This window comes from Kitasatospora sp. NPDC091276 (genome assembly GCF_040684355.1).
Lineage (GTDB): Bacteria > Actinomycetota > Actinomycetes > Streptomycetales > Streptomycetaceae > Kitasatospora.
In genome coordinates this window covers 90,762-115,249 of record NZ_JBFBFU010000017.1, presented here as the reverse complement: position 1 = coordinate 115,249, position 24,488 = coordinate 90,762, and the positions used below count along the sequence as shown (strand labels likewise).

Annotated in this window: 20 protein-coding genes; 9 read left to right on the top strand and 11 right to left on the bottom strand. The window is 73.4% G+C overall.

What is annotated here, in order from left to right; translation table 11 throughout:
• Positions 1 to 6: 6 nt before the first annotated feature.
• From pip to AB0O19_RS22095, 5 genes are all read right to left on the bottom strand, one after another.
• A complete protein-coding gene (gene pip, locus AB0O19_RS22115) occupies positions 7 to 966 on the bottom strand; it encodes a prolyl aminopeptidase (RefSeq protein ID WP_363621631.1) in 960 nt (319 codons plus the stop codon).
• A gap of 95 nt (positions 967 to 1,061) precedes the next feature.
• Complete coding sequence (locus tag AB0O19_RS22110; RefSeq protein WP_363621629.1) at positions 1,062 to 1,673, bottom strand: GNAT family N-acetyltransferase; 612 nt, start codon at positions 1,671 to 1,673, stop codon at positions 1,062 to 1,064.
• Positions 1,674 to 1,718: 45 nt separating this feature from the next.
• Positions 1,719 to 3,605 (bottom strand): endonuclease/exonuclease/phosphatase family protein, encoded by a 1,887-nt coding sequence (locus AB0O19_RS22105; RefSeq protein WP_363621628.1) that lies wholly within the window; start codon positions 3,603 to 3,605, stop codon positions 1,719 to 1,721.
• A 355-nt stretch (positions 3,606 to 3,960) separates the two neighbouring features.
• On the bottom strand, positions 3,961 to 4,890 hold the full coding sequence (locus tag AB0O19_RS22100; RefSeq protein WP_363588877.1) for a Gfo/Idh/MocA family oxidoreductase: 930 nt from the start codon (positions 4,888 to 4,890) through the stop codon (positions 3,961 to 3,963).
• Between the two features lie 98 nt (positions 4,891 to 4,988).
• The gene (locus tag AB0O19_RS22095; RefSeq protein WP_363621626.1) at positions 4,989 to 5,510 is read right to left on the bottom strand and encodes a hypothetical protein; all 522 of its coding nucleotides are present in this window, start codon (positions 5,508 to 5,510) and stop codon (positions 4,989 to 4,991) included.
• 303 nt (positions 5,511 to 5,813) lie between these two features.
• Between AB0O19_RS22095 and AB0O19_RS22090 the strand changes: the two genes are divergently transcribed.
• The 4 genes from AB0O19_RS22090 to AB0O19_RS22075 all read left to right on the top strand — a co-directional run bounded on the left by AB0O19_RS22090 (position 5,814) and on the right by AB0O19_RS22075 (position 8,960).
• The gene (locus tag AB0O19_RS22090; RefSeq protein ID WP_363621624.1) at positions 5,814 to 6,191 is read left to right on the top strand and encodes a hypothetical protein; all 378 of its coding nucleotides are present in this window, start codon (positions 5,814 to 5,816) and stop codon (positions 6,189 to 6,191) included.
• A 203-nt stretch (positions 6,192 to 6,394) separates the two neighbouring features.
• Entirely contained in the window at positions 6,395 to 6,640 is a 246-nt protein-coding gene (locus AB0O19_RS22085; RefSeq protein WP_363621622.1) for a hypothetical protein, read from the top strand.
• A gap of 414 nt (positions 6,641 to 7,054) precedes the next feature.
• Positions 7,055 to 8,215 (top strand): NAD(P)/FAD-dependent oxidoreductase, encoded by a 1,161-nt coding sequence (locus AB0O19_RS22080; RefSeq protein ID WP_363621620.1) that lies wholly within the window; start codon positions 7,055 to 7,057, stop codon positions 8,213 to 8,215.
• 58 nt (positions 8,216 to 8,273) lie between these two features.
• Positions 8,274 to 8,960, top strand: coding sequence for a TetR/AcrR family transcriptional regulator C-terminal domain-containing protein (locus tag AB0O19_RS22075; RefSeq protein ID WP_363621619.1), 687 nt, complete (start codon positions 8,274 to 8,276; stop codon positions 8,958 to 8,960).
• A 54-nt stretch (positions 8,961 to 9,014) separates the two neighbouring features.
• Here AB0O19_RS22075 and AB0O19_RS22070 read toward each other — a convergent pair whose 3' ends face one another.
• Positions 9,015 to 9,926, bottom strand: a complete 912-nt coding sequence (locus AB0O19_RS22070; protein WP_363621618.1) for a LysR family transcriptional regulator — start codon at positions 9,924 to 9,926, stop codon at positions 9,015 to 9,017.
• Between the two features lie 219 nt (positions 9,927 to 10,145).
• On the opposite strand from AB0O19_RS22070, the gene AB0O19_RS22065 reads away from it, so the two are divergent.
• On the top strand, positions 10,146 to 11,552 hold the full coding sequence (locus AB0O19_RS22065) for a hypothetical protein (RefSeq protein ID WP_363621617.1): 1,407 nt from the start codon (positions 10,146 to 10,148) through the stop codon (positions 11,550 to 11,552).
• 153 nt (positions 11,553 to 11,705) lie between these two features.
• Entirely contained in the window at positions 11,706 to 13,286 is a 1,581-nt protein-coding gene (locus tag AB0O19_RS22060) for a hypothetical protein (RefSeq protein WP_363621616.1), read from the top strand.
• 228 nt (positions 13,287 to 13,514) lie between these two features.
• On the opposite strand, the gene AB0O19_RS22055 is transcribed toward AB0O19_RS22060, so the two are convergent.
• On the bottom strand, positions 13,515 to 14,708 hold the full coding sequence (locus AB0O19_RS22055; protein WP_363621614.1) for a glycine C-acetyltransferase: 1,194 nt from the start codon (positions 14,706 to 14,708) through the stop codon (positions 13,515 to 13,517).
• A 32-nt stretch (positions 14,709 to 14,740) separates the two neighbouring features.
• Positions 14,741 to 15,769: an L-threonine 3-dehydrogenase gene (gene tdh / locus AB0O19_RS22050; RefSeq protein ID WP_363586714.1), complete on the bottom strand. Its 1,029-nt coding sequence runs from the start codon at positions 15,767 to 15,769 to the stop codon at positions 14,741 to 14,743.
• A gap of 467 nt (positions 15,770 to 16,236) precedes the next feature.
• Between tdh and AB0O19_RS22045 the strand changes: the two genes are divergently transcribed.
• Positions 16,237 to 17,670, top strand: a complete 1,434-nt coding sequence (locus AB0O19_RS22045) for a serine hydrolase domain-containing protein (protein ID WP_363621612.1) — start codon at positions 16,237 to 16,239, stop codon at positions 17,668 to 17,670.
• Between the two features lie 81 nt (positions 17,671 to 17,751).
• On the opposite strand, the gene AB0O19_RS22040 is transcribed toward AB0O19_RS22045, so the two are convergent.
• Entirely contained in the window at positions 17,752 to 18,813 is a 1,062-nt protein-coding gene (locus tag AB0O19_RS22040; protein WP_363621610.1) for an ATP-dependent DNA ligase, read from the bottom strand.
• Positions 18,814 to 18,941: 128 nt separating this feature from the next.
• On the opposite strand from AB0O19_RS22040, the gene ligD reads away from it, so the two are divergent.
• Positions 18,942 to 19,949: a non-homologous end-joining DNA ligase gene (gene ligD, locus AB0O19_RS22035; protein ID WP_363621608.1), complete on the top strand. Its 1,008-nt coding sequence runs from the start codon at positions 18,942 to 18,944 to the stop codon at positions 19,947 to 19,949.
• A 26-nt stretch (positions 19,950 to 19,975) separates the two neighbouring features.
• Here the strand turns inward: ligD and AB0O19_RS22030 are convergent, their stop codons facing one another.
• Positions 19,976 to 20,497: a hypothetical protein gene (locus tag AB0O19_RS22030; RefSeq protein WP_363621606.1), complete on the bottom strand. Its 522-nt coding sequence runs from the start codon at positions 20,495 to 20,497 to the stop codon at positions 19,976 to 19,978.
• Positions 20,498 to 20,580: 83 nt separating this feature from the next.
• Complete coding sequence (locus AB0O19_RS22025) at positions 20,581 to 21,780, bottom strand: 8-amino-7-oxononanoate synthase (protein ID WP_363586709.1); 1,200 nt, start codon at positions 21,778 to 21,780, stop codon at positions 20,581 to 20,583.
• Positions 21,781 to 21,933: 153 nt separating this feature from the next.
• Between AB0O19_RS22025 and AB0O19_RS22020 the strand changes: the two genes are divergently transcribed.
• Positions 21,934 to 24,444, top strand: coding sequence for a DUF3516 domain-containing protein (locus AB0O19_RS22020; RefSeq protein ID WP_350882347.1), 2,511 nt, complete (start codon positions 21,934 to 21,936; stop codon positions 24,442 to 24,444).
• The last annotated feature ends 44 nt before the right edge of the window (positions 24,445 to 24,488 follow it).

Below are 24,488 nucleotides of genomic sequence, written 5' to 3'. Positions count from 1 at the left end.
GCAGGATCAGCGGTGCTTGAACTCCTCGATGGCCTCCCGGACGGTGTTCTTCATCTCCTCGCTGCCGATGTGCCCCGAGTCCTCGGAGATGTGCAGCCGCGCGCCCGGCCACGCCTTCGCCAGCTCCCAGGCCGTCTGCACCGGGCAGCCCATGTCGTGCCGGCCGTGCACCAGCACCGCCGGGATCCCGGCCAGCCTGTGGGCGTTGCGCAGCAGTTGGTCCTCCTCAAGCCAGGCGCCGTTGCTGAAGAAATGGGCGCAGATCCGGACGAACGCGATCTGCTCGTCGACCTCCCGGGCGCTGTACATGCCGGGAGAGCCGTTGGGCTCGTTCGAGATGACCGCGTCCTCCCAGGCGAGCCAGCCGGCGGCGGCCTTCGCCCGGACCGCCCGGTCGGGGTTCTCCATCAGCCGCGCGTAGGCGGCGAGCAGGTCGCCGTCCCGCTCGTCCTCGGGCACGCCCTCGCGGAACCGGTCCCACGCCTCGGGGTAGAAGGACCCGGCGCCCCGGTAGAGCCAGTCGGTCTCGGCCCGGCGGGTCGTCGTCACCGCCTGGATGATGATCTCGCTGACCCGCTCGGGGTGCTGCTGCGCGTAGGCCAGCAGGAGGGTCGAACCCCAGGAGGCGCCGTTCAGCAACCACCGCTCGATGCCGAGGTGTTGGCGCAGCCGCTCCATGTCGTCGATCAGGTGCTGCGTGGTGTTCAGGCTCATGTCCGCCGCCGGGTCGCCGGCGTGCGGGGTGCTGCGGCCGCAGTTGCGCTGGTCGTAGCGGATCACGCGGTAGCACTCCGGATCCCACGCCCGGGTGGGCCGGTCCGGCGTCCCCGCGCCGGGGCCGCCGTGGACGTACAGGACGGGCTTGCCCTCGGGGTTGCCGAGCTGCTCGTAGTAGACCCGGTTGCCGTCTCCGGTGTCGAGGAAACCGTGGCCGTAGGGACTCGTCGGAGGATAGAGATCAACCATGACCGTCGATCCTAGGGCGCGGGCGCGCTCGGGGCCCGCGCTTTTCCGCCCAACCCGCTTCGCGGGAACGGCCGTTCGGCCGGCCTCAGGGCGTTTCAGTCCAGCGGGAGGGCCATCTCCAGGATGCGGGCCTGCGGGTCGAGCCCGTACGGGGTCTCCCCGCCGGTGTAGGTGAAGCCCCGGCGCAGGTAGAAGGCGGCGGCGCGGGCGTTCGCCTCGTGCACGCCGAGCAGCATCCGCTTGGCGCCGCCCTCGGTGCGGGCCCAGTCGGTGGCGGCGTCCAACAGGGCGTCCGTCACGCCGCGTTCGCGGCCGCGGTGTTCCGGGGCCACCCAGACGCCGATCAGGACGGCGGTCGCGGCCTGGTCCCGGTCGGGGACGGAGAGCATCGTGCCGACCCATTCGCCGTCCGGGTCGACGGCCACCAGGCCGACGCTGCCCGGCTCGTTCACCCGCGCCGTCCGGGCCCGCCAGTCGGCCTCGCCCAGGGCCTGCGCCGCGGCGTGGGTCTCGCCGAAGGCTATCGGGAAGTCGAGGAGCTGGGCCAGCCGCACCTTCCGCAGGCGCTGCCAGTCCTCGGCCCCCATCCGCTCGATCCGGTACCGCATGCTCTCCGACCCCCACTGCCGCAGCCGCCTTCGCCGGCGGTGGTCACCTCCGGCGAAGGCAGCATAGCCGCAGGTCAGGGCCTGATGCAGACCGGTCACGGCTTGACGCTCAGGGCTTGATGCGGACCGGTCAGGGCTTGACGCTCAGGGCTTGATGCGGACCACCTGCGGGTCGTGGTCGCTGGCCTGCTGGGCGAACTCGGCGTTGATGTGCACCACGTCGTACTTGGCGTAGCCGACCTCGGGGCTGACCAGGATGTGGTCCAGCACCTGCGAGTTGCCCTGGTAGACGTACGAGTACTGCTCGGTCTCCGGCAGTTCGTTCACCAGGTCGCGCAGCACGCCGTCCTTGGTGAGCGCGGCCAGCGCGGGCGAGAACTGGTAGTCGTTGAAGTCGCCGAGCGAGACGACGCGCGCCTCCTTGTCGGCGGCCAGCAGCTTGGCGACGAAGGCCTGCTCGATGGTGGCCTGCTTGACCCGCTGCACCTCGGAGCTGCGGGTGGGGGCCTGGAAGCGGCTGTCGATGCCCTGGTCGCCGCCCTTGCTGTTGAAGTGGTTGGCGATGACGAAGACCTTCTTGCCGCGGAAGGAGAACTGTCCGACCAGCGGCTTGCGGCTGTTGGTCCACGCGTCGTCGGTCGGGGCGATCCGGCCGGGCGAGGCGGTCAGCGCGGTGGTGGCGCCGCTGCCGGCGACGTCCACGGCGCTGGTGGCGGCGCCGCCGGGGATGTCGGTGAAGGAGACCTGCTGCGGGTTGAACAGGAACACCTGCCGGATGTTGCCGCCCGGCTCGCCGCCGTCCTTGCCGTCCTGCGGGTCGATCGAGCGCCAGTCGTACGCCGGGCCGCCGGCCGCCTTGATCGCGGCGATGAACTTGGCCACGGTCTGGCTCGCGTCGACCGTGCCGTCGTTCTTGGCGCCGTTGTTGTCCTGGATCTCCTCCAGGGCGACGATGTCGGGCGAGCGCAGGTTGGTGACGATGCCCTGGGCCAGCTCGGCGAACTTGGCGTCCGGGTTGCCGGGGGCCAGGTTCTCCACGTTGTACGTGGCGATGGCGAGTTCGCGGTCGGCCGCCTTGGCGGTGACCTCGCGCTGGAGGTGGTTGTCCTGGAGCGTGCCGAGGGTGCCGGCGACGAGGGTGTAGCCGCCGAACTGGTTGTAGTCCAGCGGGCCGGTGGTGGTGCCGGTCAGCACGTCGCCCACGTTGGCCGCCGGGAACGGCTGCTGCGGGGTGACCGCCGCCTGCTGCTGCACCATCAGGCGGCCCACGTTGGGCTCCGCGTACGACTCGTACAGCACGCCGCCGCGCTTGCTGCGCTGGTCCTGCCGGTCGGCGGCGACCCACAGCTCGTTGTACTTGTCCGTCGCCTGTATCACCCGGACGTCCTTGACCTGGACGAGCATGCCCTCCAGCGACTCGTAGAAGTCCAGGGCGTACTTCTCCGGGTCGAGCGGCAGCGCGTCGATGCTGCCGCCCGCGGGCGCCGGCGGGGCGTAGGTGCCGGGGATGTTGCGGGTGTCGACGACCACCGGGGCCGGCAGCGGGTTGCCGGAGGACAGCACGGTGACGGCGGGGCCGGTGAGCTCGGTGACGGACTGCGAGCCGCCCGCGAAGTTCGGGTAGTACTCGGTGACCTTGCCGCTGACCAGGACCGAGTCGCCGGCCTTCACGGTCGGGTTGCCGCCGGTGTAGACGAAGATGCCCTCGCTGGTGGCCGGGTCGGCGTCGGGGTTCGGGTCCTGCATCCAGAAGCCCTTGGCGCTGCCGTAGGCGCGCACGCCGGTGACGACGCCGGGCACGCCGGTGACGGGCTTCCCGGCCTGCGGGGAGATCCGGGTGGTGCCCTGGATGTCGTGGATGCGCAGCGGTCCGGCCTCGGTCGGCCCGGCCGGGGCGGCGGCGTTCGCGGCGGTGGGCGCGGCGTTCGCGGCCGGCAGCGGGACGAGCACCAGCGAGGCGGCCAGTCCGGCCGGGAGGATCGCGGCGCGCAGCAGGGCCCGGCGGGGGCGGGGAGCGGGGGCGGTGGTCACCGGGGCATGACTCCTAGCTCCGCCGTGCGGCACGGTCGTGGCACGGCGGTCGAGGGTGGAGCGGGGCACAGGGCGCGTCGTCCACCCGGCGGGTCTGCGGCCGCCGGGCCGTGACGCATGGTCAGGCGGCGTGCCCATGGCACGCGCTACCCGCGTAGATGAAGCGGAAGCCGGTCACCCGTCCCCCGCAGCGACCCCAAGATACGCGCGTAGAAAATGACGCGACAAGACCCCGTCAGTGAACTTCTGGTTCCGCTTCGGCGTCCGCCCCGGCCCCTGCTCCTACCCCCGCTCCTATCCCCGTCCCTTCAGCCCGTCCCTTCAGCCCGCTCCTTCAACCTGCCTCGACGGCCCCTCAGCCCGCCTCGATCCGCTCCACGATCAGCTCGCACAGCTCGTGGGTGCGCAGGGCGTCGTGCGCGTCCAGGGTCTTGCCGGCCCGGACGGCGTCCAGGAAGGACAGCACGCACTGCTCGATGCCGCGCTGGCGGGCGACGGACACCCAGTCACCACGCCGGCGGACGGTGGGCTGGCCGCGGTGGTCGATCACCTCGGCGAGGTTGTGCACCGCCCGCTTGGAGTCGGCGCCGGAGACCTCCAGGATCTCCTCCGTCGAGCCGGAGAGCCGGTTCATGATGCCGAGCGCCGTGAAGCCGTCCCCGCCGAGGGTCAGGACGACGTGCTCGACCAGCCCGTCCCGGACGCGGGCGCGGACGTCGACGTGCTCGATCTCGCCGGGGGCCAGGAAGCGCAGGGTGTCGACGACGTGGATGAAGTCGTCGAACACCAGGGAGCGGGCGGCCTCGGCGAGGCCCTCGCGGTTCTTCTGCAGGACGATCAGGTCGCGGGGGCGCTCCTTGGCCTGGGCGTAGCCGGGCGCGTGCCGGCGGTTGAAGCCGACCATCAGCGAGCGGCCCGTCCGGTCGGCGAGGTCGACGAGCCGGCGGGCACCGTCGACGGTGTAGTCGAGCGGCTTGTCGACGTAGACGTCGACACCGGCCGTCAGCAGCTGCTCCACGATCGGAACGTGCTGGCTGGTCGCGGCGTGCACGAACGCCGCCCGGATCCCGCTCCCGATCAACTCCCCGAGATCGGTGAAGCGATTCTCCGGCGCAATCCGGTGCGCGTCACCGATCCGGTCCAGCTTCGCCCCGTCCCTGGTCATCAACCGCAGGTCCAGCGCCGGCAACCCGCCCAGGACCGGCAGATACGCCTTCTGCGCAATGTCACCGAGGCCGATCACCCCGACCGGGAGCAGGCCGTCAGGAACAGAGGTCGAGCTCATACGAATCTCCATACTCATGCGCCGAAAACCATCCGCCCCACCCTATTCGCCCGCTCCCGCGCAACGGCGCCGGGCCGGCGAGCGACCGGCCCGGCGGCTCAGGGGATGAGGGCGCCGACCCCTTCGACCACCAGCATCCAGGTGGGCTGCCCGCCCGTGCCGAAGGCGGAGGCGAGGACGTACCCGATCGCGGCGTCGGCGGGGCGGGCGGGGGCGCCGTCCCGCCACTCCACGATGACGATCTGGTCGCCGTCGCAGGAGAAGTCGCCGAGGCGCTTGCCGTCGCGCATGAGCCGGCTGCTGGGGATGGAGTCCGGGACGAGGACGTAGACGGCGCCGTCGTACGTGGTCTCGACCCGGTAGGACTTCCGGCGGAGCTTGCCCCGGCCCGGCCGCAGCGGCACCGGCGCGCCGTCGACGGTCAGCGTCAGGTGGGCGGTGTCGCGGGTGCCGATGGCGATCTGCGGGTCCGGCTCGCTGCCCGGGTCGCGCTCCAGGACGGCGGTGGGGATCCGATCCCCGGAGACGGTCACCCGGTGCTGGCCTTCGATGCGGACGGTGATCTCGCCGAACAGGGTGTCCTCGGTGGTGAAGGGAGCGGGCGCCGGCAGGTCGGTCATCTGCGATTCCTTTGGTGGGTCGTAACTCCGGCCGCATGGAATGGAATTCGCGGGCCGGAATTCGCGGGCCGGGGTGATTCTCTCATTCGACGAGACGGACTCACCCGGTGGTGGGCGCCAGTTGACCTCCCGCCGGCTCGCGGTGGAAGCACGGCGGTCGAACGGTTTCCGGTGGGCACGACGGTCCCGGCAGGCCTGCGCCGCACACCCCAACAGCCACGGCCGGATCTTCCAACCCTCCTTCACCACTTAATAGTTGTCCCATTCGATGGCAATGGAATCACCTAGGCTTCGATCCATCCGGTGCCCGGCGCGGCGCACCGGCCGACAAGGGGAGGACATGATGAGGACCCCGGCAAGCGCGTTACGGCGCGGATCCCGCTGGGCCGTCTCGGCGGCGACGGCGGTGGCGCCGTCTGCGTCCGCCTCTTCGTGATGGCCGGCGGCTCCGGGCCGCCGGACTGCTTCCCGTCCGGCGGCGCCCCGGCCGGCTCCTCGCCCCCGGCCAGGGTGACCAGCGTGCCCGCGGGGACTCCGCACCCGCCCGAGCCCACCGGGCCCGCCGACCGGACGGTCATCGAGCTCGGCCAGTCGGTCACGCTCAGCTGGGGCCACGCCGCCGCGATGTCGCGCGTCTTCACCGGGCTGGGCGACGACGCCCCCGCTGCACCGCCTGGCTGAGCTCCGCCGCCTGCACGTTCACTCCCACCGCCGCCGGGCTGTACCGGTGGGAGGCGAGCACCGCGAACGCCGCCGAAGGACGGGCCGGCAGCGCGTGGTCCGAGGACCGGTTCCTGTTCGTCAGGGCGAAGGGCTCCTCGACGCCCGACCCCGGGCACGACACCCCGGCCGTCCCCCGCCTGCCGGCCCCGGCGGACCAGACCGTGGCCAAGGCCGGCCGGCCGGTCTCGCTGAGCTGGACGGCGAGCGGCTTCTCCTCCCACGCCTCGGTGCTGTCGCCCGACGGGACCCGACAGAACATGCCCTGGCAGGACGCGTCGACCTACCTGTACACCCCGCCCTCGCCCGGGATCTACGTCTGGAACGCGTTCACCGAGGCCAAGGGCGGCTGCGACGGCGGGACCTGCGCCAGCGGGGCGAGCGCGCAGCGGTACCTGATCGTGGAGTGAGGTCCCCACAGCCTTCGGCCACTACTTGAGGAACGCCGCCCCGGCGAAGAGCCGGGCGGAGTTGGTGCGGTCGATGGCGGCGCGGGTGGTGTCGGGGAGCGGGTGGTCGGCGACGTACGCGGGCACGCCGGGGACGCCGGGGCCGGGCAGTTGCGAGGGGTGGACCAGGGCGACGGCCTCCCGTCAGCTGGTTCTCCGGCACCGAGTCTGCCCGCCTCGTCTCGCGGCGCGCCAGTGATCCCGCCATCTCCGGATCATGAAGTTCTCACACTCCCGTCCGGTGGGATCCCGGGTTGTCCGGTAGGCCGCTCCTGGAGGCGAACTTGTTCGTTACGAACATGTTCGTTACTGTGAAGGAACGGGAGGCGAACCCACGCCGACCGACACGGACCGACACCGACCCGAGGAGTGGCCATGACCGTCCAGCACGTTCCCGTCGCCGTCATCGGAGCCGGGCTCGGGGGCCTCGTGCTCGCCCGGGTCCTGCACGTCCACGGCATCCGGGCCGCCGTCTTCGACCTGGAGCCCTCGCCCGAGGCCCGCGCCCAGGGCGGCCTGCTCGACATCCACCACGACTCCGGCCAGCAGGCCCTGCACGACGCCGGGCTGCACGACCGGTTCCTGGCCCTGGTCCACGCGGGCGGCGAGGCCCTGCGGGTGGTCGGACCGGACGGCGCCGTCCGGCTGGAGCAGGAGGACGACGGCACCGGCGGCCGCCCCGAGGTCGACCGGGGCCGCCTGCGCGACCTGCTGCTGGACTCCCTGCCCGCCGGCACCGTCCGCTGGGGCCGGAAGGTGGTCCGCGCCCACGCGCTGGGCGACGGCCGCCACCAGGTCGCCTTCGCCGACGGCACGGCCGTCACCACGGACCTGCTGGTCGGGGCGGACGGCGCGTGGTCCCGGATCCGGCCACTGCTGTCCGACGCCCGGCCCACCTACACCGGGATCTCCTTCGTCGAGGCCGACCTGCACGACGCGGACACCCGGCACCCCGAGGCGGCCGCCCTGGTCGGCGGCGGGTTCTTCCTCTCCGTGGCCGAGGGCCGCGGCTTCCTCGCCCACCGCGAGGGCGACGGCAGCATCCACGTCTACACCGCCGTCCGGGCCGGCGAGGACTGGCTGGACGGCATCGACACCACCGCCCCCGACACCGCCAAGGCGGCCGTGCTGGCCGGCTTCGACGGCTGGGCCGACGGCCTGCGGGCCCTGCTCGCCGACGCCGACGGCGACCTGGTCCCGCGCCGGATCCACGCCCTGCCCGTCGGCCACCGCTGGGACCGCACCCCCGGCGTCACCCTGCTCGGCGACGCCGCCCACCTGATGTCCCCGTTCGCCGGCGAGGGCGCCAACCTCGCCATGCTCGACGGCGCCGAACTCGGCAAGGCCCTCGCCCACCACCCCGGCGACCCCGAGGCCGCCCTGACCACCTACGAGCACGCCCTCTTCCCCCGCAGCGAGGCCTCGGCCGCCGCCTCCGCCGCCAGCCTGGAGCTGATGTTCGGCCCCGACGGCCTCCAGGGCCTGCTCGACCAGTTCGCTGCCCCGAACCAGCCCGCCCCGCCGCCCGGCCGGTAGCGGCGGCGCCGTTTCGGCGAACCAGTTCGTCACGAACACGGTCGCTAGGCTGGCCGGTATGACGAGCTCCCCCTCCCGACCCCGCAGCCGCCGCGAGCGGCCGGCGAAGCCCGCGCTGAGCCACGAGGCGATCGTCGCCGCCGCCGTACGGGTGCTGGAGGCGGAGGGCCTGCCACGGGTGACCATGCGGCGGCTGGCCCAGGAGCTGGACACCGGGCCGGCCTCGCTGTACGTGTACGTGGCCAACGCCGCGGAACTGCACGCCGCGATCCTGGAGGAGTACCTCGGGGAGGTGGACCTGAGCCCGGTGACGGCGGCCGGGGACTGGCGCGAGCGGTTGGCCGCCGTCCTCGACTCCTGCACCGGGGTGCTGCTCCGGCACCCGGCGCTCGCCCACGCCGCACTGGTGGCGAGGCCGTCCGGGCCGCACTACCTGGCCCTGGTGGAGGCGGTCCTGGCACTGCTGCACGAGGGCGGGGTGCCGGACGGGCAGGCGGCCTGGGGCGTGGACGTGCTGCTCCAGGTGGCCACCGCCACCGCCGCCGAGCAGTCCGCCCGGCAGGGCGAGCAGGCGGAGCGGGAACAGGCCGCGCTCACCGACGCGCTCCGCGCGGCGCCCGCCGCCACCTACCCGAGGATCGCCGCGCTCGGGGACGACCTGGTGTCCGGGGCGCCGGAGGAGCGGCTGTCCTGGATGTTCCGGGCGGTCGTCAACGGCACGCGCACGACGCCCCGACCCGCCTGACCCCAGCCGCCCGCCGCGCCCCGCCCGAGCTCGGACCCACCCGACCTCGGACCCTCAGGCGCCCGCCGCGGCCGCCTCGGCGAGGGCGTCCAGCACCGGGCGGATCAGCGGGTGCCCGTCGGCGCCGGCCCGGACGGCGGCGAAGACCCGGCGGGTGGCGAGTTCGCTGTCGACCGGCCGGACGGCGATCCGGCCGAGGTCGACGCCGCGCAGCGCCGAGCGCGGCACGAGGGCGACGCCGGCGCCCGCCGAGGCGAGGGCGACGACGGCCCGGAAGTCGTCGGAGGAGTGCACCAGGCGCGGCTGGAAGCCGGCGTGCTCGCAGGCGAGCAGGACGACGTCGTGGCAGGGGTTGCCCGGGTAGGGGCCGATCCACCGTTCGTCGGCCAGGGCCGCGACGGCGAGCGGAGCGCCGTCGGCGGCCAGCGGGTGGCCGAGCGGCAGCACCGCCTCGAACGGCTCGGCGTACAACGGGACGCGGGTGAGCCGGGCGTCGTCGGCGCGCGGGGCGCCCCGGTACTCGACGGCCACCGCGAGGTCGGCCCGGCCGTCGAGGACCATCGGCAGGCTGGCGTCGCCCTCCGCGTCCAGCACCTTGAGCCGCACCCCGGGCGCCTGCGCGGCCAGCAGCCCGATCGCCGGGGCGAGGACGAGCGCGATGCCGGTGGCGAAGGAGGCGACGGTCACCTCGCCGGAGACGCCCGCGCTGTAGGCGGCGAGGTCGGCCTCGGCGCGCTCCAGCTGGGCGAGCACGGCGTCGGCGTGGCCGAGCAGGATCTCCCCGGCGGCGGTCAGCCGCACCCCCCGGCCCTCGCGGGCGAGCAGGTCGTGGCCGGTCTCCTGTTCCAGGGCGGCCAGCTGCTGGGAGACGGCGGAAGGGGTCAGGTAGAGGGCAGCCGCCGCGGCGGTCACGGTGCGGTGGTCCGCCACGGCCCGCAGGGTCCGCAGCCGTCGGGCGTCGATCACAGGCCAATTCTGCCAGCGCGCCGGGGTCAGCCGGACCGGGCCCGGAGCCGGGGCGGGGTCCGGGCCCGCTTCCGCGTAAGGGGCGATACGACCGGTGGCGTATTTCCGGACGAGATCGCTTCGCCCGGTTGACCACCCGGCCCGGGCGACGATTGGCTCTTCCCGAGCCGGGCCGCGGGGGTGACGAGGGCCCGGTGCCGTCATCAGGGGAGGATGTCCATGACCACCGCACGAACCCGCCGTTGGCTGGCCCGCACCGCCGGCGTCCTGGTGGCCGCCGCCGTGGCCGGGGCCGCGATGCCAGCCGCCGAGGCCCGGCCGCTCAAGGGCGACACCTCCCGGGTGAGCGAGGGGCCCAAGGGCGAGCAGCTCGACGGCACCTCGTCCGCGCTCGGGCTGAGCGCCGACGGCCGCTCCGCGCTGTTCACCTCGACCGCGACCAACCTGCTGCCCGGGGCCGGCACCCCGAACTCGGACGAGGTCTACGTGCGGGACCTGCGCAACGGGCACGTCGAGCGGGTCAGCGTCGCCGCCGACGGCTCCAAGCTGGACGCCGCCACCAACCAGGCCGCGATCAGCGGCGACGGCCGGTACGTGGCGTTCAGCACCGCCGCCACCAACGTGCTGCCCGGCCAGCCGAAGCACGGCAGCGACGTCTTCGTCCGCGACCGCTGGACCGGCCGCACCGAGCTGATCACCACCGCCGGCCCGGCGAGCACCGACGACCAGAGCATCCGCACCGCCGACAGCCCCACCCTCAGCTGGGACGGCCGCTTCGTCGCCTACGCCTCCAGCCGCACCGACCTCGCCCCGGGCGTGAAGCGCGGCAAGAACAACATCTACGTCACCGACCGCTGGACGCACACCACCCGGCTGGTCACCTCCGGCACGGAGGGCGAGGGCGCCGACAACAACTCCTTCAGTCCGACGATCAGTGCGGACGGCTCGACCGTCGGCTTCGGCTCCCGGGCCGGGAACCTGCTCCCGGGCACTCCGGCCCCGGCCACCGACCCGGCCACCGACGCCGATTCCGCCCCCGGCGCCGGGTCACCCCAGCTGGCCGGGCCCAAGTTCTACCCGTACTACGTCTGGAAGGCCGGCACCGGCAAGATCGCCGGCGCCAGCCTGGACGACACCGGGGCGCTGAGCGACGGCGGCCGCGACGGCCGGGTCAGCCCGGACGGCCGCTACGCGATCTACAGCCTCCCGGTCTTCATCGGCGGGGCGCCCGCCCCGGCCCACGGCATCCGGATGGACGTGTACGTCCACGAGCTGGCCACCGGCAAGATCACCAAGGTCAACACCGACCTGCCGGGCACCACCGCCAAGTGGTCCTCGTCCGGTGGCGTCATGACGCTCGACGACCGCTGGGTCTACTTCGACTCCGCCGCCGAGAACCTCGTCCCCGACGACACCAACTCCGCCAGCGACGTCTTCCGCCGCGACCTGTGGACCGGGCGGATCGAGCGGATCAGCCTCACCCGGAGCGGCGGGCAGAGCACCGCCTCCTCCTACGGCCCGTACGTGGACGCCACCGGCGACACGGTGATCTTCGACGCCTCGGACGGTGACCTGGTGCCGGGTGACACCAACACCTTCCTGGACGTCTTCCTGCGCCGCCTGTGACGTCCTGACTCCCCTGCTGCATACGTCCGTTGACGTATTTTCGGCCGAGATCACCCGTGGGCGTTGACCACCGGCCCTCCCGACGATTGGCTCTCCCGAAAGCCCGTCGCCGGGAGGGAGCCCGGCCGGGCGACCCCCGGGGAGGCAGACGTCATGACACGCAGCACCCGTACCACCCGCAACCGGTGGCTGGCCGGCGGCGGCAGCATTCTCGCGGCCACCGCCGTACTCGCCGTGACCGCCGCACCCGCCCAGGCCGACCGGGCCGACCGGGCGCGGCGCGGCACCGTCCAGGTCAGCGTCGGGGTGAACGGCGCCGCGCCGGACAACCAGTCGTGGAGCCAGGCGATCAGCGCCGACGGCCGCTACGCCCTGTTCACCTCCTGGGCCACGAACCTGGTGTCCCAGCCCGCGAAGAGCGCCCGCGACGCCTACGTCCGCGACCTGAGGACCGGCCGCACCGAGCGGATCAACCTGGCCGCCGACGGCAGCGCGCTGAACGGCTTCACCGACAACGTCGCGATCAACGCCGACGGCCGCTACGTCGCCTTCGACAGCGACGCCGAGAACGTGGTGCCCGGCATGCAGGTCCAGGGGCGCACCGAGGTGTACGTCCGCGACCGGAAGACCGGCCGCACCGAGCTGATCAGCGGCGGGCTCACCGGCACCGACACCGACAAGTTCCACGCCTCCTACGCGCCCTCGATCAGCGCGAACGGCCGCTACGTGGTCTTCGGCTCCAGCCGGAAGGACCTCGTCCCCGACCTCCAGGGCGACGCCCCCTCGCTGGCCAGGCCCTACACCTGGGACTACAACATCTACGTCACCGACCGCTGGACGGGGAAGACCAGGCTGGTGACCCGCGGCGTGGACGGCAAGCCGGGCGACGGCATGTCCCTCCACCCGACGATCAGCGCGGACGGCCGCACCATCGGCTTCACCTCCATGGCCGACAACCTGCTGCCCGCCGACCAGACCCCCGCCCCGGCCGCCGGGGGCGCAGCGGCGCCCGCCGACCTGGAGCTGGCCCCGGGCATCGCCCCGGCCCTGCCCCACAGCGCGCAGAAGGGCCTGGCCCAGCCGAACCTGGCCCGGCCGGTGACCGCCCCCTACTACACCTACGACGTGGAGTCCGGCCGGATCTCCGCCGCCAGCCTCGACCTCGACGGCAAGCTCGGCGCCCCGAGCTTCGGCGCGACGATCAGCCCCGACGGGCGGCGCGCGATCTACGCCCTGCCCGAGCCCGGCGGGTCGACCGGCGGCCACCGGTTCCACACCGTGCTGTACGTCCGGGACCTCGGGAAGGGCACCGTGACGAAGATCAGCGGCGGCCTGCCCGGCACCACCTCGGTCGGCTCCTCCGACCACGCCCGGATCACCGCCGACAACCGCTGGGTCTACTTCGCCTCCGCCGCCGACAACCTGGTGGCGGGCCCGCAGCACCCGGGCTGGGACGTCTACCGCCACGACCTGCGCACCGGCCGCACCGAGCGGGTCGCCACCGCTGCGGACGGCTCGCTCGGCAACGGCTCCTCGACCGACCCGGTCGTGGACGCCCGCGGCCGCACGGTGGTGTTCAGCTCGACCAGCGGCAACCTGCTCGCCGGCACCGGCGGCCCGGCGAGCACCGACTCCCTGGTCTTCGCCCGCGCCACCGCGCACCACGGCCACGGCGACGACCAGGGCGACGACCAGGACCAGGACCAAGGCCAGGACCAGGACAGCGACGACTGACCGTCAACCGCCGCTCGCACCGTGAACCGCGTACGGGGGCGGGACGTCGGCCGGGCCGGCGTCCCGCCCCCGAAGCGGGAGGGTGGGGCAGATGGTTGGTGGGCCGTGCGGTGGGGGCGGATCGATGCGCCCCCACCGCACGACGGTGGTGAGCCCGCGGGCCGGTCCGGTTCCGAGCGGACCGGCCCGCGGGCAGCTCATGGGGCTGCCGGGCCACCGACCGCCGGGCTACTCGCCCAGCGCGGCGCGCGCGTCGACGAAGGCGGCGACGGCGCGCTCGACGTCCTCGGTGGAGTGCGCGGCGGACAGCTGCACCCGAATCCGGGCCTGGCCGTGCGGGACCACCGGGAACGAGAAGCCGATCACGTACACGCCGCGCTCCAGCAGCAGTTCGGCGAGCCGGCCGGCCTTGGCCGCGTCGCCGATCATCACCGGGGCGATCGGGTGGTCGCCCGGCAGGATCTCGAAGCCGGCCTCGGTCATCCTGCCGCGGAACAGCGCCGTGTTGGCCGCCAGCCGCTCGCGCAGTTCGTTGGACTGCTCGACCAGGTCGAGCACCTTCAGCGAGGCCGCCGCGATCACCGGGGCGAGCGAGTTGGAGAACAGGTACGGGCGGGAGCGCTGGCGCAGCAGGGCGACGATCTCCCGGCGGGCGGCGACGTAGCCGCCGGAGGCGCCGCCGAGCGCCTTGCCGAGGGTGCCGGTGATGATGTCCACGCGGTCCATCACGCCGTGCAGTTCGGGGGTGCCGCGGCCGCCGGGGCCGACGAAGCCGACGGCGTGCGAGTCGTCGACCATGACCATGGCGTCGTAGCGGTCGGCCAGGTCGCAGATCTCGCGCAGCGGCGCGACGTAGCCGTCCATCGAGAACACGCCGTCGGTGACGATCAGGCGGCGGCGGGCGTCCTGGGTCTCCTTGAGCTGCTGCTCCAGGTCGGCCAGGTCGCGGTTGGCGTAGCGGTGGCGGCGGGCCTTGCTGAGCCGGATGCCGTCGATGATGCTCGCGTGGTTGAGCGCGTCGGAGATGACGGCGTCGCGGTCGTCGAGCAGGGTCTCGAAGACGCCGCCGTTGGCGTCGAAGCAGGAGGAGTACAGGATGGTGTCCTCCTGGCCCAGGAAGGCCGAGAGGCGCTCCTCCAGCGCCTTGTGGACGTCCTGGGTGCCGCAGATGAAGCGCACCGAGGCCATGCCGTAGCCCCAGCGGTCCAGCGCGTCCTTGGCGGCGGCGAGCACCTCGGGGTGGTCGGCCAGGCCGAGGTAGTTGTTGGCGCAGAAGTTCAGCACCTCACCGGGGCGGCCGCCGCCGGTGACGGTGACCGCGGCGCTCTGCGGGGTGCCGATGACCCGCTCGGGCTTGAAGAGCCCGGCCTCGCGGATCTCGTCGAGGGTGGTGGCGATGTCGGCGCGCACGTTGTCGAACACTGCGGACTCCTAACGAGGACGAACGGGGGGGCTCAGGCGGTCCAGTCGAGGATGATCTTGCCGCAGCGGCCGCCGGCGGCCTCGTCGAAGGCGGCCGCGAAGTCGTCGGCGGCGTACCGGCCGGTGATCACCGGGGCGAGGTCCAGCCCGCCCTCCAGCAGCACGGACATCGCGTACCAGGTCTCGAACATCTCGCGGCCGTAGATGCCCTTGATGGTGATCATCGAGGTGACGACCGAGGCCCAGTCGACCGGGAACTGCTCGGCGGGCAGGCCGAGCACGGCGATCTTCCCGCCGTGGGTCATGTTGGCGATCATCGACTGCATCGCCTCGGGGCGGCCGGACATCTCCAGGCCGACGTCGAAGCCCTCGCGCAGGCCGAGCTTCTGCTGGCCCTCCTCGATGGTGTGCTCGGCGACGTTCAGCGCCAGCGTGACGCCGACCTTCCGGGCCAGGTCGAGGCGGTACGGGGAGACGTCGGTGATCATCACGTTGCGGGCGCCGGCGTGCTTGGCGACGGCGGCGGCCATGATGCCGATCGGGCCCGCGCCGGTGATCAGCACGTCCTCGCCGACCAGCGGGAAGGAGAGCGCGGTGTGGACGGCGTTGCCGAACGGGTCGAAGATCGCGGCCACGTCCAGGTCGACCGGCACCCGGTGCACCCAGACGTTGGAGGCGGGCAGGGCCACGTACTCGGCGAAGGCGCCGTCCCGGCCGACGCCGAGGCCGACCGTGTTGCGGCACAGGTGGCGGCGGCCGGCCTGGCAGTTGCGGCACTTGCCGCAGACCAGGTGGCCCTCGCCGCTGACCAGGTCGCCGACCGCGATGTCCGCGACGCCGGCGCCGATCTCGGCGACCTCGCCGACGAACTCGTGGCCGAGCACCAGCGGGGTCGTGATGGTCTGCTGCGCCCAGCCGTCCCAGTTGCGAATGTGCAGGTCGGTGCCGCAGATGCCGGTCCGCAGCACCTTGATCAGCACCTCGCCGGGGCCGATCTCCGGCTTCGGGACGTCCACCAGCCAGAGCCCGGGCTCGGCCTTCTGCTTGACGAGTGCCTTCACGGGCGTCGGCTCCTGACGTGCGAGTGGGGCGGCCTTCGCGGGTGGGCAGGCCGAGTGGCCCCGGTGTGGCCGTTCCTGGCGGACGCGATCCGGGCAGGCAGAAATCTGCCTGGTGAGGGTGGGTTCGGTCCATCGAGGAATTCTTAAGGGCGGCCACAGCTGGGCTAAACGATCGTGCCCGAGCCGGGGCCGGGGGCGGGTGCGGCGTGCCGGTGCTCACCTGTTCGGCCGAGCGCGAGCCCGCTTTCGCGACACCAACCCCCCAGTGGGCAGTGGTCCTTGACAGCACGGGAGGCGATGTGCGCCAGCCGGCTGGGGCAGTCGGCTGACCGCCGGTCCGTTCGGGTCAGCCCTGCGGCGGTCGACGAGCGGGGCCGCACCGGCGGTGCTTACGGTGGCGGCGCTCCCCCGTCGGCCTCGTGGAGCAGCGCTCCGGGGCCGTCCGCCGCAGAGAGGCGCCTCGACCTATGACCACGCTCCGACGGCCGCATCCGGCCGCGTCCCGTTCCACCCGCCGAGCGGCCTGCGCCGCCCTGGCGCTGACCGGCCTGCTCGCGACCGCGGCCTGCTCCGGCGGGTCACCGCCGAAGCAGGCCGGCGGCGCGGCCCTCACCGCCGAGCCCGCCGCGCTCAGCCCGTCCGCGTCGGGCTCCAGCGCCGGTTCGGGCGCCGCGAGCGGCTCGGCGAGCGGCTCGGCCGGCGCGGTGGTGCCGCTGACCCCCGACGTCGCCAACCAGCTGGACGCCGCGATCAAGCAGGTGCTGAACCAGACCTCCACCCCCGGCGTGATCGTCGGGATCACCACCCCCGACGGCAGCTACCAGCGGGCCTTCGGCCAGGCCGACAAGTCCGCCGGCACCCCGATGTCGCCCGACCTGAACATGCGGATCGGCAGCGAGACCAAGACCTTCACGGCGACCGGCGTGCTGCGGCTGGTCGACCAGGGCAAGGTGGGCCTGGACGACCCGGTCTCCAAGTACGTGGACGGCGTGCCCGGCGGCGACAAGATCACCATCCGCCAGCTCGCCGGGATGCGCAGCGGCCTGTTCCCGTACACCTCCGACCCGAACTTCGTGAACGCGCTGATCAGCGACCCGAACCGGGTGTTCACGCCCGACGAGCTGCTCGCCTACGGGTACAAGCACCCGGCGAACTTCCCGCCGGGCAGCAAGTTCCAGTACAGCAACAGCAACTACATCCTGCTCGGCAAGGTCATCGAGAAGGCCGGCGGGGAGCCCGTGGACCAGTTCCTCAAGGACCAGGTGTTCAGCCAGGCCGGACTGAACGGGACGGTCTTCCCGACCGACGCGACCTTCCCCGACCCGCACGCCCGCGGCTACACCGACCAGACGCCCAACGGCCAGACCACGGACGCCACCGACTGGAACCCGTCCTGGGCCTGGTCGGCCGGGGCGGTCATCTCCAACCTCACCGACCTGCAGAACTGGTCGAAGTCCCTGGCCACCGGCTCCCTGCTGAAGCAGGACACCCAGTCCCAGCGGTTGAAGACCCAGCCGACCGGGGACCCCGGCGTCGGCTACGGCCTCGGGCTGTTCAACAACAACGGGTGGATCGGGCACAACGGCTCGCTGCCCGGTTACGAGACCGTGGCGGTGTACCTGCCGCAGTCCCAGGCCACCCTGGTGGTGCTGCTCAACACCGATGTGCCGTACCGGGGTTCGGAGCCGTCCTCGCTGTTCGCGAAGGCGATCACGCAGATCGTCTCGCCGAAGAACGTCTACTCGATCCCGCCGGTGAACAACACGGCCTCGCCGTCGGCCTCGTCCTCGGGGTCCGCGTCGCCGTCACCCTCGCTCTCGCCCTCGGGGTCGGCCTCGTCCCCGGCCTCGCCCGGCGCCCCGGGGTCCCCCTCCGGCGCGCCGTCCACGGTCAACGCCTGAGCTCCGGACCGACCGGGCGCCCTGAACGCCAGACCGCTTGAGGCCCGGCCCGGATCACCGGGCCGGGCCTCCGAGGCGCCGTCACCTGCCCAGCACGCGGGCCAGATCGTAGGAGACCGGCTCCTCCAGCTGCGCGTAGGTGCAGCTCTCCGGCGTGCGGTCCGGCCGCCAGCGGCGGAACTGCGCGGTGTGCCGGAAGCGGGTGCCCTCCATGTGGTCGTAGGCGACCTCGACCACCCGCTCGGGGCGCAGCGCGACCCAGGAGAGGTCCTTGCCGCCGGTCCACCGGCTGACCGCGCCCGGCAGCCGGCCCTCGGCGTGCGCCGCCTCGTCCGCCCAGCCGCCCCACGGGTGGCGGGAGAGGTCGGTCATCCGCAACGGGGCCAGTTCCTCGGCGAGTTCGCGGCGGCGGGCCATCGAGAACGCGGCGCAGACGCCGACGTGCTGGAGCCGGCCCTCGGCGTCGTTGATGCCCAGCAGCAGCGAGCCGACCACCGGGCCGCTCTTGTGCTCGCGGTAGCCGGCCACCACGCAGTCGGCGGTGCGCTCGTGCTTGATCTTGAACATGGTCCGCTCGCCCGGCCGGTACGGCTGGTCCAGCGGCTTGGCGACCACGCCGTCCAGCCCGGCGCCCTCGTACTCGGCGAACCAGGTCTGCGCCACGTCCCGGTCGGTGGAGGCGGGGGCGGTGAACACCGGGTCGCGGGCGGCGCCGAGCGCCGTCTCCAGGGCCGCGCGGCGCACCGACAGCGGCTCGTCCAGCAGCGCGACGTCACCGAGCGCGAGCAGGTCGAAGGCGATGAAGGAGGCGGGCGTCCGCTCCGCCAGCAGCCGCACCCGGCTCGCCGCCGGGTGGATGCGCTCCAGCAGTTCCTCGAACCGCAGCCGGCCGTCCCGGGCGATCACCACCTCGCCGTCCAGCACGCAGCGCGGTGGCAGCTCCCGCCGCAGCGCGGCGACCAGCTCGGGGAAGTACCTGGTCAGCGGTTTGCCGGTGCGGCTGCCGAGCTCCACCTCGTCGCCGTCGCGGAACACGATCGTCCGGAAGCCGTCCCACTTGGCCTCGTACTGCATCCCCGGCGGGATCTTCGCCACCGACTTGGCGAGCATCGGCGCCACCGGCGGCATCACGGGCAGGTCCATGGCTCCGATCCTCGCGCGCACGGCCGGAAGGCGCGCGACGAGAGGGCGCAGGGCGAAGAGGGCGCACCGCGGAAAGGGCCCACGGCGAAAAGACGCGCGCGGGGCACGGCGCCCTTAGCGTGAGGGGCATGGGCTCAGCCGTGGAACTGGATGTCGCCGGGCGCAGCGTCCGGCTGTCGAACCCGGACAAGGTGTACTACCCCGAGCGCGGCTTCACCAAGCTGGACGTCGCGCGGTACTACCTGGCCGTCGCCGACGGGGTGCTGCGCGGACTGCGCGACCGGCCCACCACCCTGCAGCGCTTCCCGGACGGCGTGGACGGCGAGTTCTTCTACCAGAAACGCGCCCCCAAGGGCCTGCCGGACTGGCTGCCCACCGCCCGGATCCACTTCCCCAGCGGCCGCTCCGCCGACGAGATCTGCCCCACCGAGCCGGCCACCGTGCTGTGGGCCGCCAACCTGGGCTGCCTCACCTTCCACCCCTGGCCGGTCCGCCGCTCCGACACCGAGCACGTCGACGAGCTGCGCATCGACCTCGACCCGCAGCCCGGCACCGACTTCCACGACGCCGTCCGCGCCGCTCACGAACTGCGCGCCCTGCTGGAGGAGTACGGGCTGCGCGGTTGGCCCAAGTCCTCCGGCGGGCGCGGCCTGCACGTGTACGTGCCGCTGGTGCCCGAGTGGACCTTCACCGACGGACGGCACGCGGTGATCGCCCTCGGCCGGGTGCTGGAGCAGCGGATGCCCGGGCAGGTCACCACCGTCTGGTGGAAGGAGGAGCGCGGCGAGCGGATCTTCGTCGACTACAACCAGATGGCCCGCGACCGCACCATCGCCTCCGCCTACTCCCTGCGCGCCCGCCCGCGCGCCACCGCCTCGACCCCGCTGCGCTGGGAGGAGCTCGACGACGCCTCCCCCGAGGACTTCGACCTGCGCACCGTCCCCGCCCGCTTCGCCGAACTCGGCGACCTGAACGCCGAGATGGACGATCGGGCGTACCGCCTGGACGGCCTGCTGGAGCTGTACGACAAGCAGCTGCGCGACGAGGGCCTCGGAGAGCTCCCGTACCCGCCCGACCACCCCAAGGCGGCCGGCGAGCCGACCAGGGTGCAGCCCAGCCGGGCCCGCAAGACGTAGGCACTGTCCGGCCGATCTCGCCGGGCTCACACCCCCGTCATGGCCAGCACGAACCAGAAGACGCCGCCCAGCACCATCAGGGTGAACAGCAGGACGCCCACGACCGCGCCGGAGAGCAGCAGCCCCCGGCCGACGCGCCGCGCGCGCAGGCCGACGCCGGTCAGCAGCACGCCCGCCACAACCGGTGCCAGGGCCAGCGCCAGCAGCATCACCGTCCGCGCCACCTCGGCGTCCGACACCAGGTGGCACTCGTCGCCCTCGCACACCGCCCAGACGTCCTCGCCGACCGGCGCGCCCGCCCGCATCCTGGCGTGCTCGTGCGCCGGGCCGCCGCCGCCCGGGCGGAACACGCCCCGGCAGTCCGAAGGAGGCGGGCCGTCCTCGTTCGCCGGGATCAGACACCGCTCCGCGCGGAACGTCCCGGGCGCCCCCACCAGCCCGGCCGCCTGCCCGAACTGCCGCACCGGCCCGCCCACCAGCCATCCGGCCAGCAGCACCAACAGCACCCCGGCCGCCACCGGCCCCCACCGCCGCACCGCCACCCCCATCGACTCACCCCCGCTGGGGTGACGCCACCGACGGCCGGACGGTTGCACGGGCGGCCGGGCGGGCGGCCCTCCCGGCCCAGGTGTCAGCCGACCCGGGCGCCCTCCGGCGCCAGCTCGGCGATGATCCGGACCGCCTCCGCGAGCTGCGCGTCCGTCAGGTCCCCGCGCGCGGTGAGCCGCAGCCGGGACACCCCGTCCGGGACGGACGGCGGGCGGAAGCAGCCGACGGCGAGCCCGGCCCGCCGGCAGTCGGCGGCCCAGGCGACGGCGGCCTCCGCGCCCGGGGCGCGCACCGACACCACGGCCGCGTCCGGCTCGCAGGCCCGGAGCCCGGCGGCGGTCAGCCGGGCCGCGAGGCCGCGGGCCACCTCGCGGGTGCGGTCGGCGCGGTGCGGCTCGGCGCGCAGCAGGCGCAGGGCGGCGAGGGCGGCGGCGACGGCGGCCGGGGCGAGGCCGGTGTCGAAGATGAAGGTGCGGGCGGTCTCGGTGAGGTGGCGGATCACCCGGCGCGGCCCGAGCACGGCGCCGCCCTGCGAGCCGAGCGACTTGGAGAGCGTGACGGTGGCGACGGTGTCCGGCTGCCCGGCGAGCCCGGCCGCCGCGAGCGCCCCGGCGCCGCCGGGGCCGAGGACGCCCAGCCCGTGCGCGTCGTCGACCAGCAGCGCGGCGCCGTGCGCCCGGGCGGCGGCGGACAGCCCGGCCAGCGGGGCGGCGTCGCCGTCCACCGAGAACACCGAGTCGCTGACCACCAGCGCCCGCCGCTGCGTCCGGCGCTCCAGCGCCTCCCGGACGGCCTGCGGGTCGCTGTGCGGGGCCCGGTGGACGTCCGCGCGGGCGAGCCGGCAGCCGTCGATCAGCGAGGCGTGGTTGTAGGCGTCCGACACGATCAGCGTGTCCGGGTCGGTGAGCGCGGTCAGCGCGGCCAGGTTGGCGGTGTAGCCGGAGGAGAACACCAGCGCCGCCTCCACCCCGCAGAACGCGGCGAGCTCCTCCTCCAGTTCGGTGTGCAGCGCGGTCGTCCCGGTCACCAGCCGCGACCCGGTCGACCCCCCGCCCCACCGCAGCGCCGCCTCGGCGGCCGCCTGCGTCACCGCCGGGTGCCTGGTCAGCCCCAGGTAGTCGTTCCCGGCCAGGTCGAGCACCGGGTCCTGCGCCGCGCGGCTGCGCAGCCGGCGCGTCAGCCCGGCCTCGGCCCGCAGCTCGGCGGCCTCGTCGAGCCAGTCGAAGACGGCCGCCGGGGCGAGGTCGGTGGTGTGCGTTGCGGACGCGAGCGGTTGGACCATGCCCGGCACTCTGGCACGGCGCCGCCGCCGCGATCAATGTGCGGCCGCGCACAGCTTCGCGGCCGCCGGTGCGGCGATCCGGACAGTCCCGGGGCGGGTGCCGGCGGAGGGCGGGCTTTGCCCGGGGTGGCGGCGAGCAGGCAAGATAGCCGGGTGACCCTCCTTGATCTGATGCCGAAGCCCGCCACGCCCGATGCGCTGTACGAGACCTTCGCCGCGTGGGCGGAGGAGCGCGGGATCACGCTGTACCCGGCGCAGGAGGAGGCGCTGATCGAGCTGGTGTCGGGGAACAACGTCATCCTGGCGACGCCGACCGGGTCGGGCAAGAGCCTGGTGGCGGCCGGGGCGCACTTCGCGGCGCTGGCGGAGGGGAAGCGGACGTTCTACACGGCGCCGATCAAGGCGCTGGTGTCGGAGAAGTTCTTCGACCTGGTCAAGATGTTCGGCACCGAGCAGGTCGGCATGATGACCGGCGACGCGAGCGTGAACCCGACCGCGCCGATCATCTGCTGCACGGCCGAGGTGCTGGCGCAGATCGCGCTGCGCGACGGGCTCCGGGCGGACGTCGGCCAGGTGGTCATGGACGAGTTCCACTTCTACGCGGAGCCGGACCGCGGCTGGGCCTGGCAGATCCCGCTGCTGGAGCTGCCGCAGGCGCAGTTCCTGCTGATGTCGGCGACGCTCGGCGACGTGCGCCGCTTCGAGGAGGACCTGACCCGCCGGACGGGCCGCCCGACGACGGTGGTGCGCAACACGACCCGCCCGGTGCCGCTGTTCTACGAGTACCGCCGCACCACGATGCACGACACCCTGGAGGAGCTGCTGCAGACCGGCCAGGCGCCGGTCTACGTGGTGCACTTCACGCAGAAGGAGGCGGTGGACCGGGCGCAGTCGCTGATGAGCATCAACATGTGCTCGAAGGCGGAGAAGGACGCCATCGCCGACCTGATCGGCGGTTTCCGCTTCACCACCAAGTTCGGCCGCAACCTGTCCCGTTTCGTGCGCCACGGCATCGGCGTGCACCACGCGGGCATGCTGCCGAAGTACCGCCGGCTGGTCGAACGCCTGGCCCAGGCAGGCCTGTTGAAGGTGATCTGCGGGACGGACACGCTGGGCGTCGGGGTGAACGTGCCGATCCGTACGGTGCTGTTCACGGCGCTGTCCAAGTACGACGGCAACCGGGTGCGGATCCTGCGCGCCCGGGAGTTCCACCAGATCGCAGGCCGGGCCGGCCGGGCCGGGTTCGACACCGTCGGACAGGTGGTGGCGCAGGCGCCCGAGCACGTGATCGAGAACGACAAGGCGATCGCCAAGGCCGGGGACGACCCGAAGAAGAAGCGCAAGGTGGTGCGCAAGAAGGCGCCGGAGGGCTTCGTCGGCTGGACCGAGGAGACCTTCGACAAGCTGATCGGCGCCGACCCGGAGCCGCTGGTCTCCCGGTTCAAGGTGAGCCACGCGATGCTGCTGTCGGTCATCGGCCGCCCCGGCAACGCCTTCGAGGCGATGCGCAAGCTCCTCACCGACAACCACGAGGACCGCGCCGCGCAGCGCCGGCACATCCGCACCGCGATCGCGATCTACCGCTCCCTGCTGCAGGGCGGCGTGGTCGAGCGGCTGCCGGAGCCGGACGCCGAGGGCCGGATCGTGCGCCTCACCCTCGACCTCCAGGAGAACTTCGCGCTCAACCAGCCGCTCTCCACCTTCGCCCTGGCCTCCTTCGAGCTCCTCGACCCGACCTCGCCCTCGTACGCGCTGGACGTGATCTCGGTGGTCGAGGCGACCCTCGACGACCCGCGCCAGATCCTCGCCGCGCAGCAGAACAAGGCGCGCGGCGAGGCCGTCGGCGAGATGAAGCGCGACGGGATCGAGTACGAGGAGCGGATGGAGCGGCTCCAGGAGATCACCTACCCGAAGCCGCTGGAGGAGCTGCTCACCCACGCGTACGAGGTGTACCGCCGGGCGCACCCGTGGATCGGCGACCACGAGCTGAGGCCGAAGTCGGTGGTCCGCGACCTGTACGAGCGGGCGATGACCTTCTCGGACTACGTCGGCTTCTACGAACTGGCGCGCACCGAGGGCATCGTGCTGCGCTACCTGGCGAGCGCGTACAAGGCGCTGGAGCAGACCGTCCCCGAGGACGTGAAGACCGACGACCTGAAGGACGTCATCGCCTGGCTCGGCGAGCTGGTCCGCCAGGTCGACTCCAGCCTGCTGGACGAGTGGGAGCAGCTGGCCAACCCGACGGACCCGCAGGCCCCCGAGGTGACGCTGGACGACAAGCCGGCGCCGGTGACGGCGAACGCGCGGGCGTTCCGGGTGCTGGTGCGCAACGAGCTGTTCCGCCGGGTCGAGCTGTGCGCCCTGGAGCACTACGAGGAGCTCGCCGAGCTGGACGGCTCGTACGGCTGGGACGCGGACCGCTGGGCGGACGCCATGGACGGGTACTGGGAGGAGTACGACGACCTCGGCACCGGCCCGAACGCGCGCGGCCCCAAGATGCTGATCATCGAGGAGGAGGACTCCGCCTGGAAGGTCCGGCAGATCTTCGACGACCCGGAGGGCGACCACGACTGGGGCATCAGCGCCGAGGTCGACCTGTACGGTTCGGACGAGGAGGGCCGGGCGGTGCTGCGGGTCACCGCGGTGGACCGGCTGGGCGGCTGACGAACCGTCGACCCCCGCTTTCGGAGTCGCCGGCCCCCCGGAGC

Excerpts from the sequence above, each read along its gene's own strand:
- pip (WP_363621631.1), bottom strand. The coding sequence starts at position 966 with ATGGTTGATCTCTATCCTCCGACGAGTCCCTACGGCCACGGTTTCCTC.
- AB0O19_RS22100 (WP_363588877.1), bottom strand. The coding sequence starts at position 4,890 with ATGAGCTCGACCTCTGTTCCTGACGGCCTGCTCCCGGTCGGGGTGATC.
- AB0O19_RS22095 (WP_363621626.1), bottom strand. The coding sequence starts at position 5,510 with ATGACCGACCTGCCGGCGCCCGCTCCCTTCACCACCGAGGACACCCTG.
- AB0O19_RS22080 (WP_363621620.1), top strand. The coding sequence starts at position 7,055 with ATGACCGTCCAGCACGTTCCCGTCGCCGTCATCGGAGCCGGGCTCGGG.
- AB0O19_RS22075 (WP_363621619.1), top strand. The coding sequence starts at position 8,274 with ATGACGAGCTCCCCCTCCCGACCCCGCAGCCGCCGCGAGCGGCCGGCG.
- AB0O19_RS22065 (WP_363621617.1), top strand. The coding sequence starts at position 10,146 with ATGACCACCGCACGAACCCGCCGTTGGCTGGCCCGCACCGCCGGCGTC.
- AB0O19_RS22060 (WP_363621616.1), top strand. The coding sequence starts at position 11,706 with ATGACACGCAGCACCCGTACCACCCGCAACCGGTGGCTGGCCGGCGGC.
- AB0O19_RS22045 (WP_363621612.1), top strand. The coding sequence starts at position 16,237 with ATGACCACGCTCCGACGGCCGCATCCGGCCGCGTCCCGTTCCACCCGC.
- AB0O19_RS22040 (WP_363621610.1), bottom strand. The coding sequence starts at position 18,813 with ATGGACCTGCCCGTGATGCCGCCGGTGGCGCCGATGCTCGCCAAGTCG.
- ligD (WP_363621608.1), top strand. The coding sequence starts at position 18,942 with ATGGGCTCAGCCGTGGAACTGGATGTCGCCGGGCGCAGCGTCCGGCTG.
- AB0O19_RS22030 (WP_363621606.1), bottom strand. The coding sequence starts at position 20,497 with ATGGGGGTGGCGGTGCGGCGGTGGGGGCCGGTGGCGGCCGGGGTGCTG.
- AB0O19_RS22025 (WP_363586709.1), bottom strand. The coding sequence starts at position 21,780 with ATGGTCCAACCGCTCGCGTCCGCAACGCACACCACCGACCTCGCCCCG.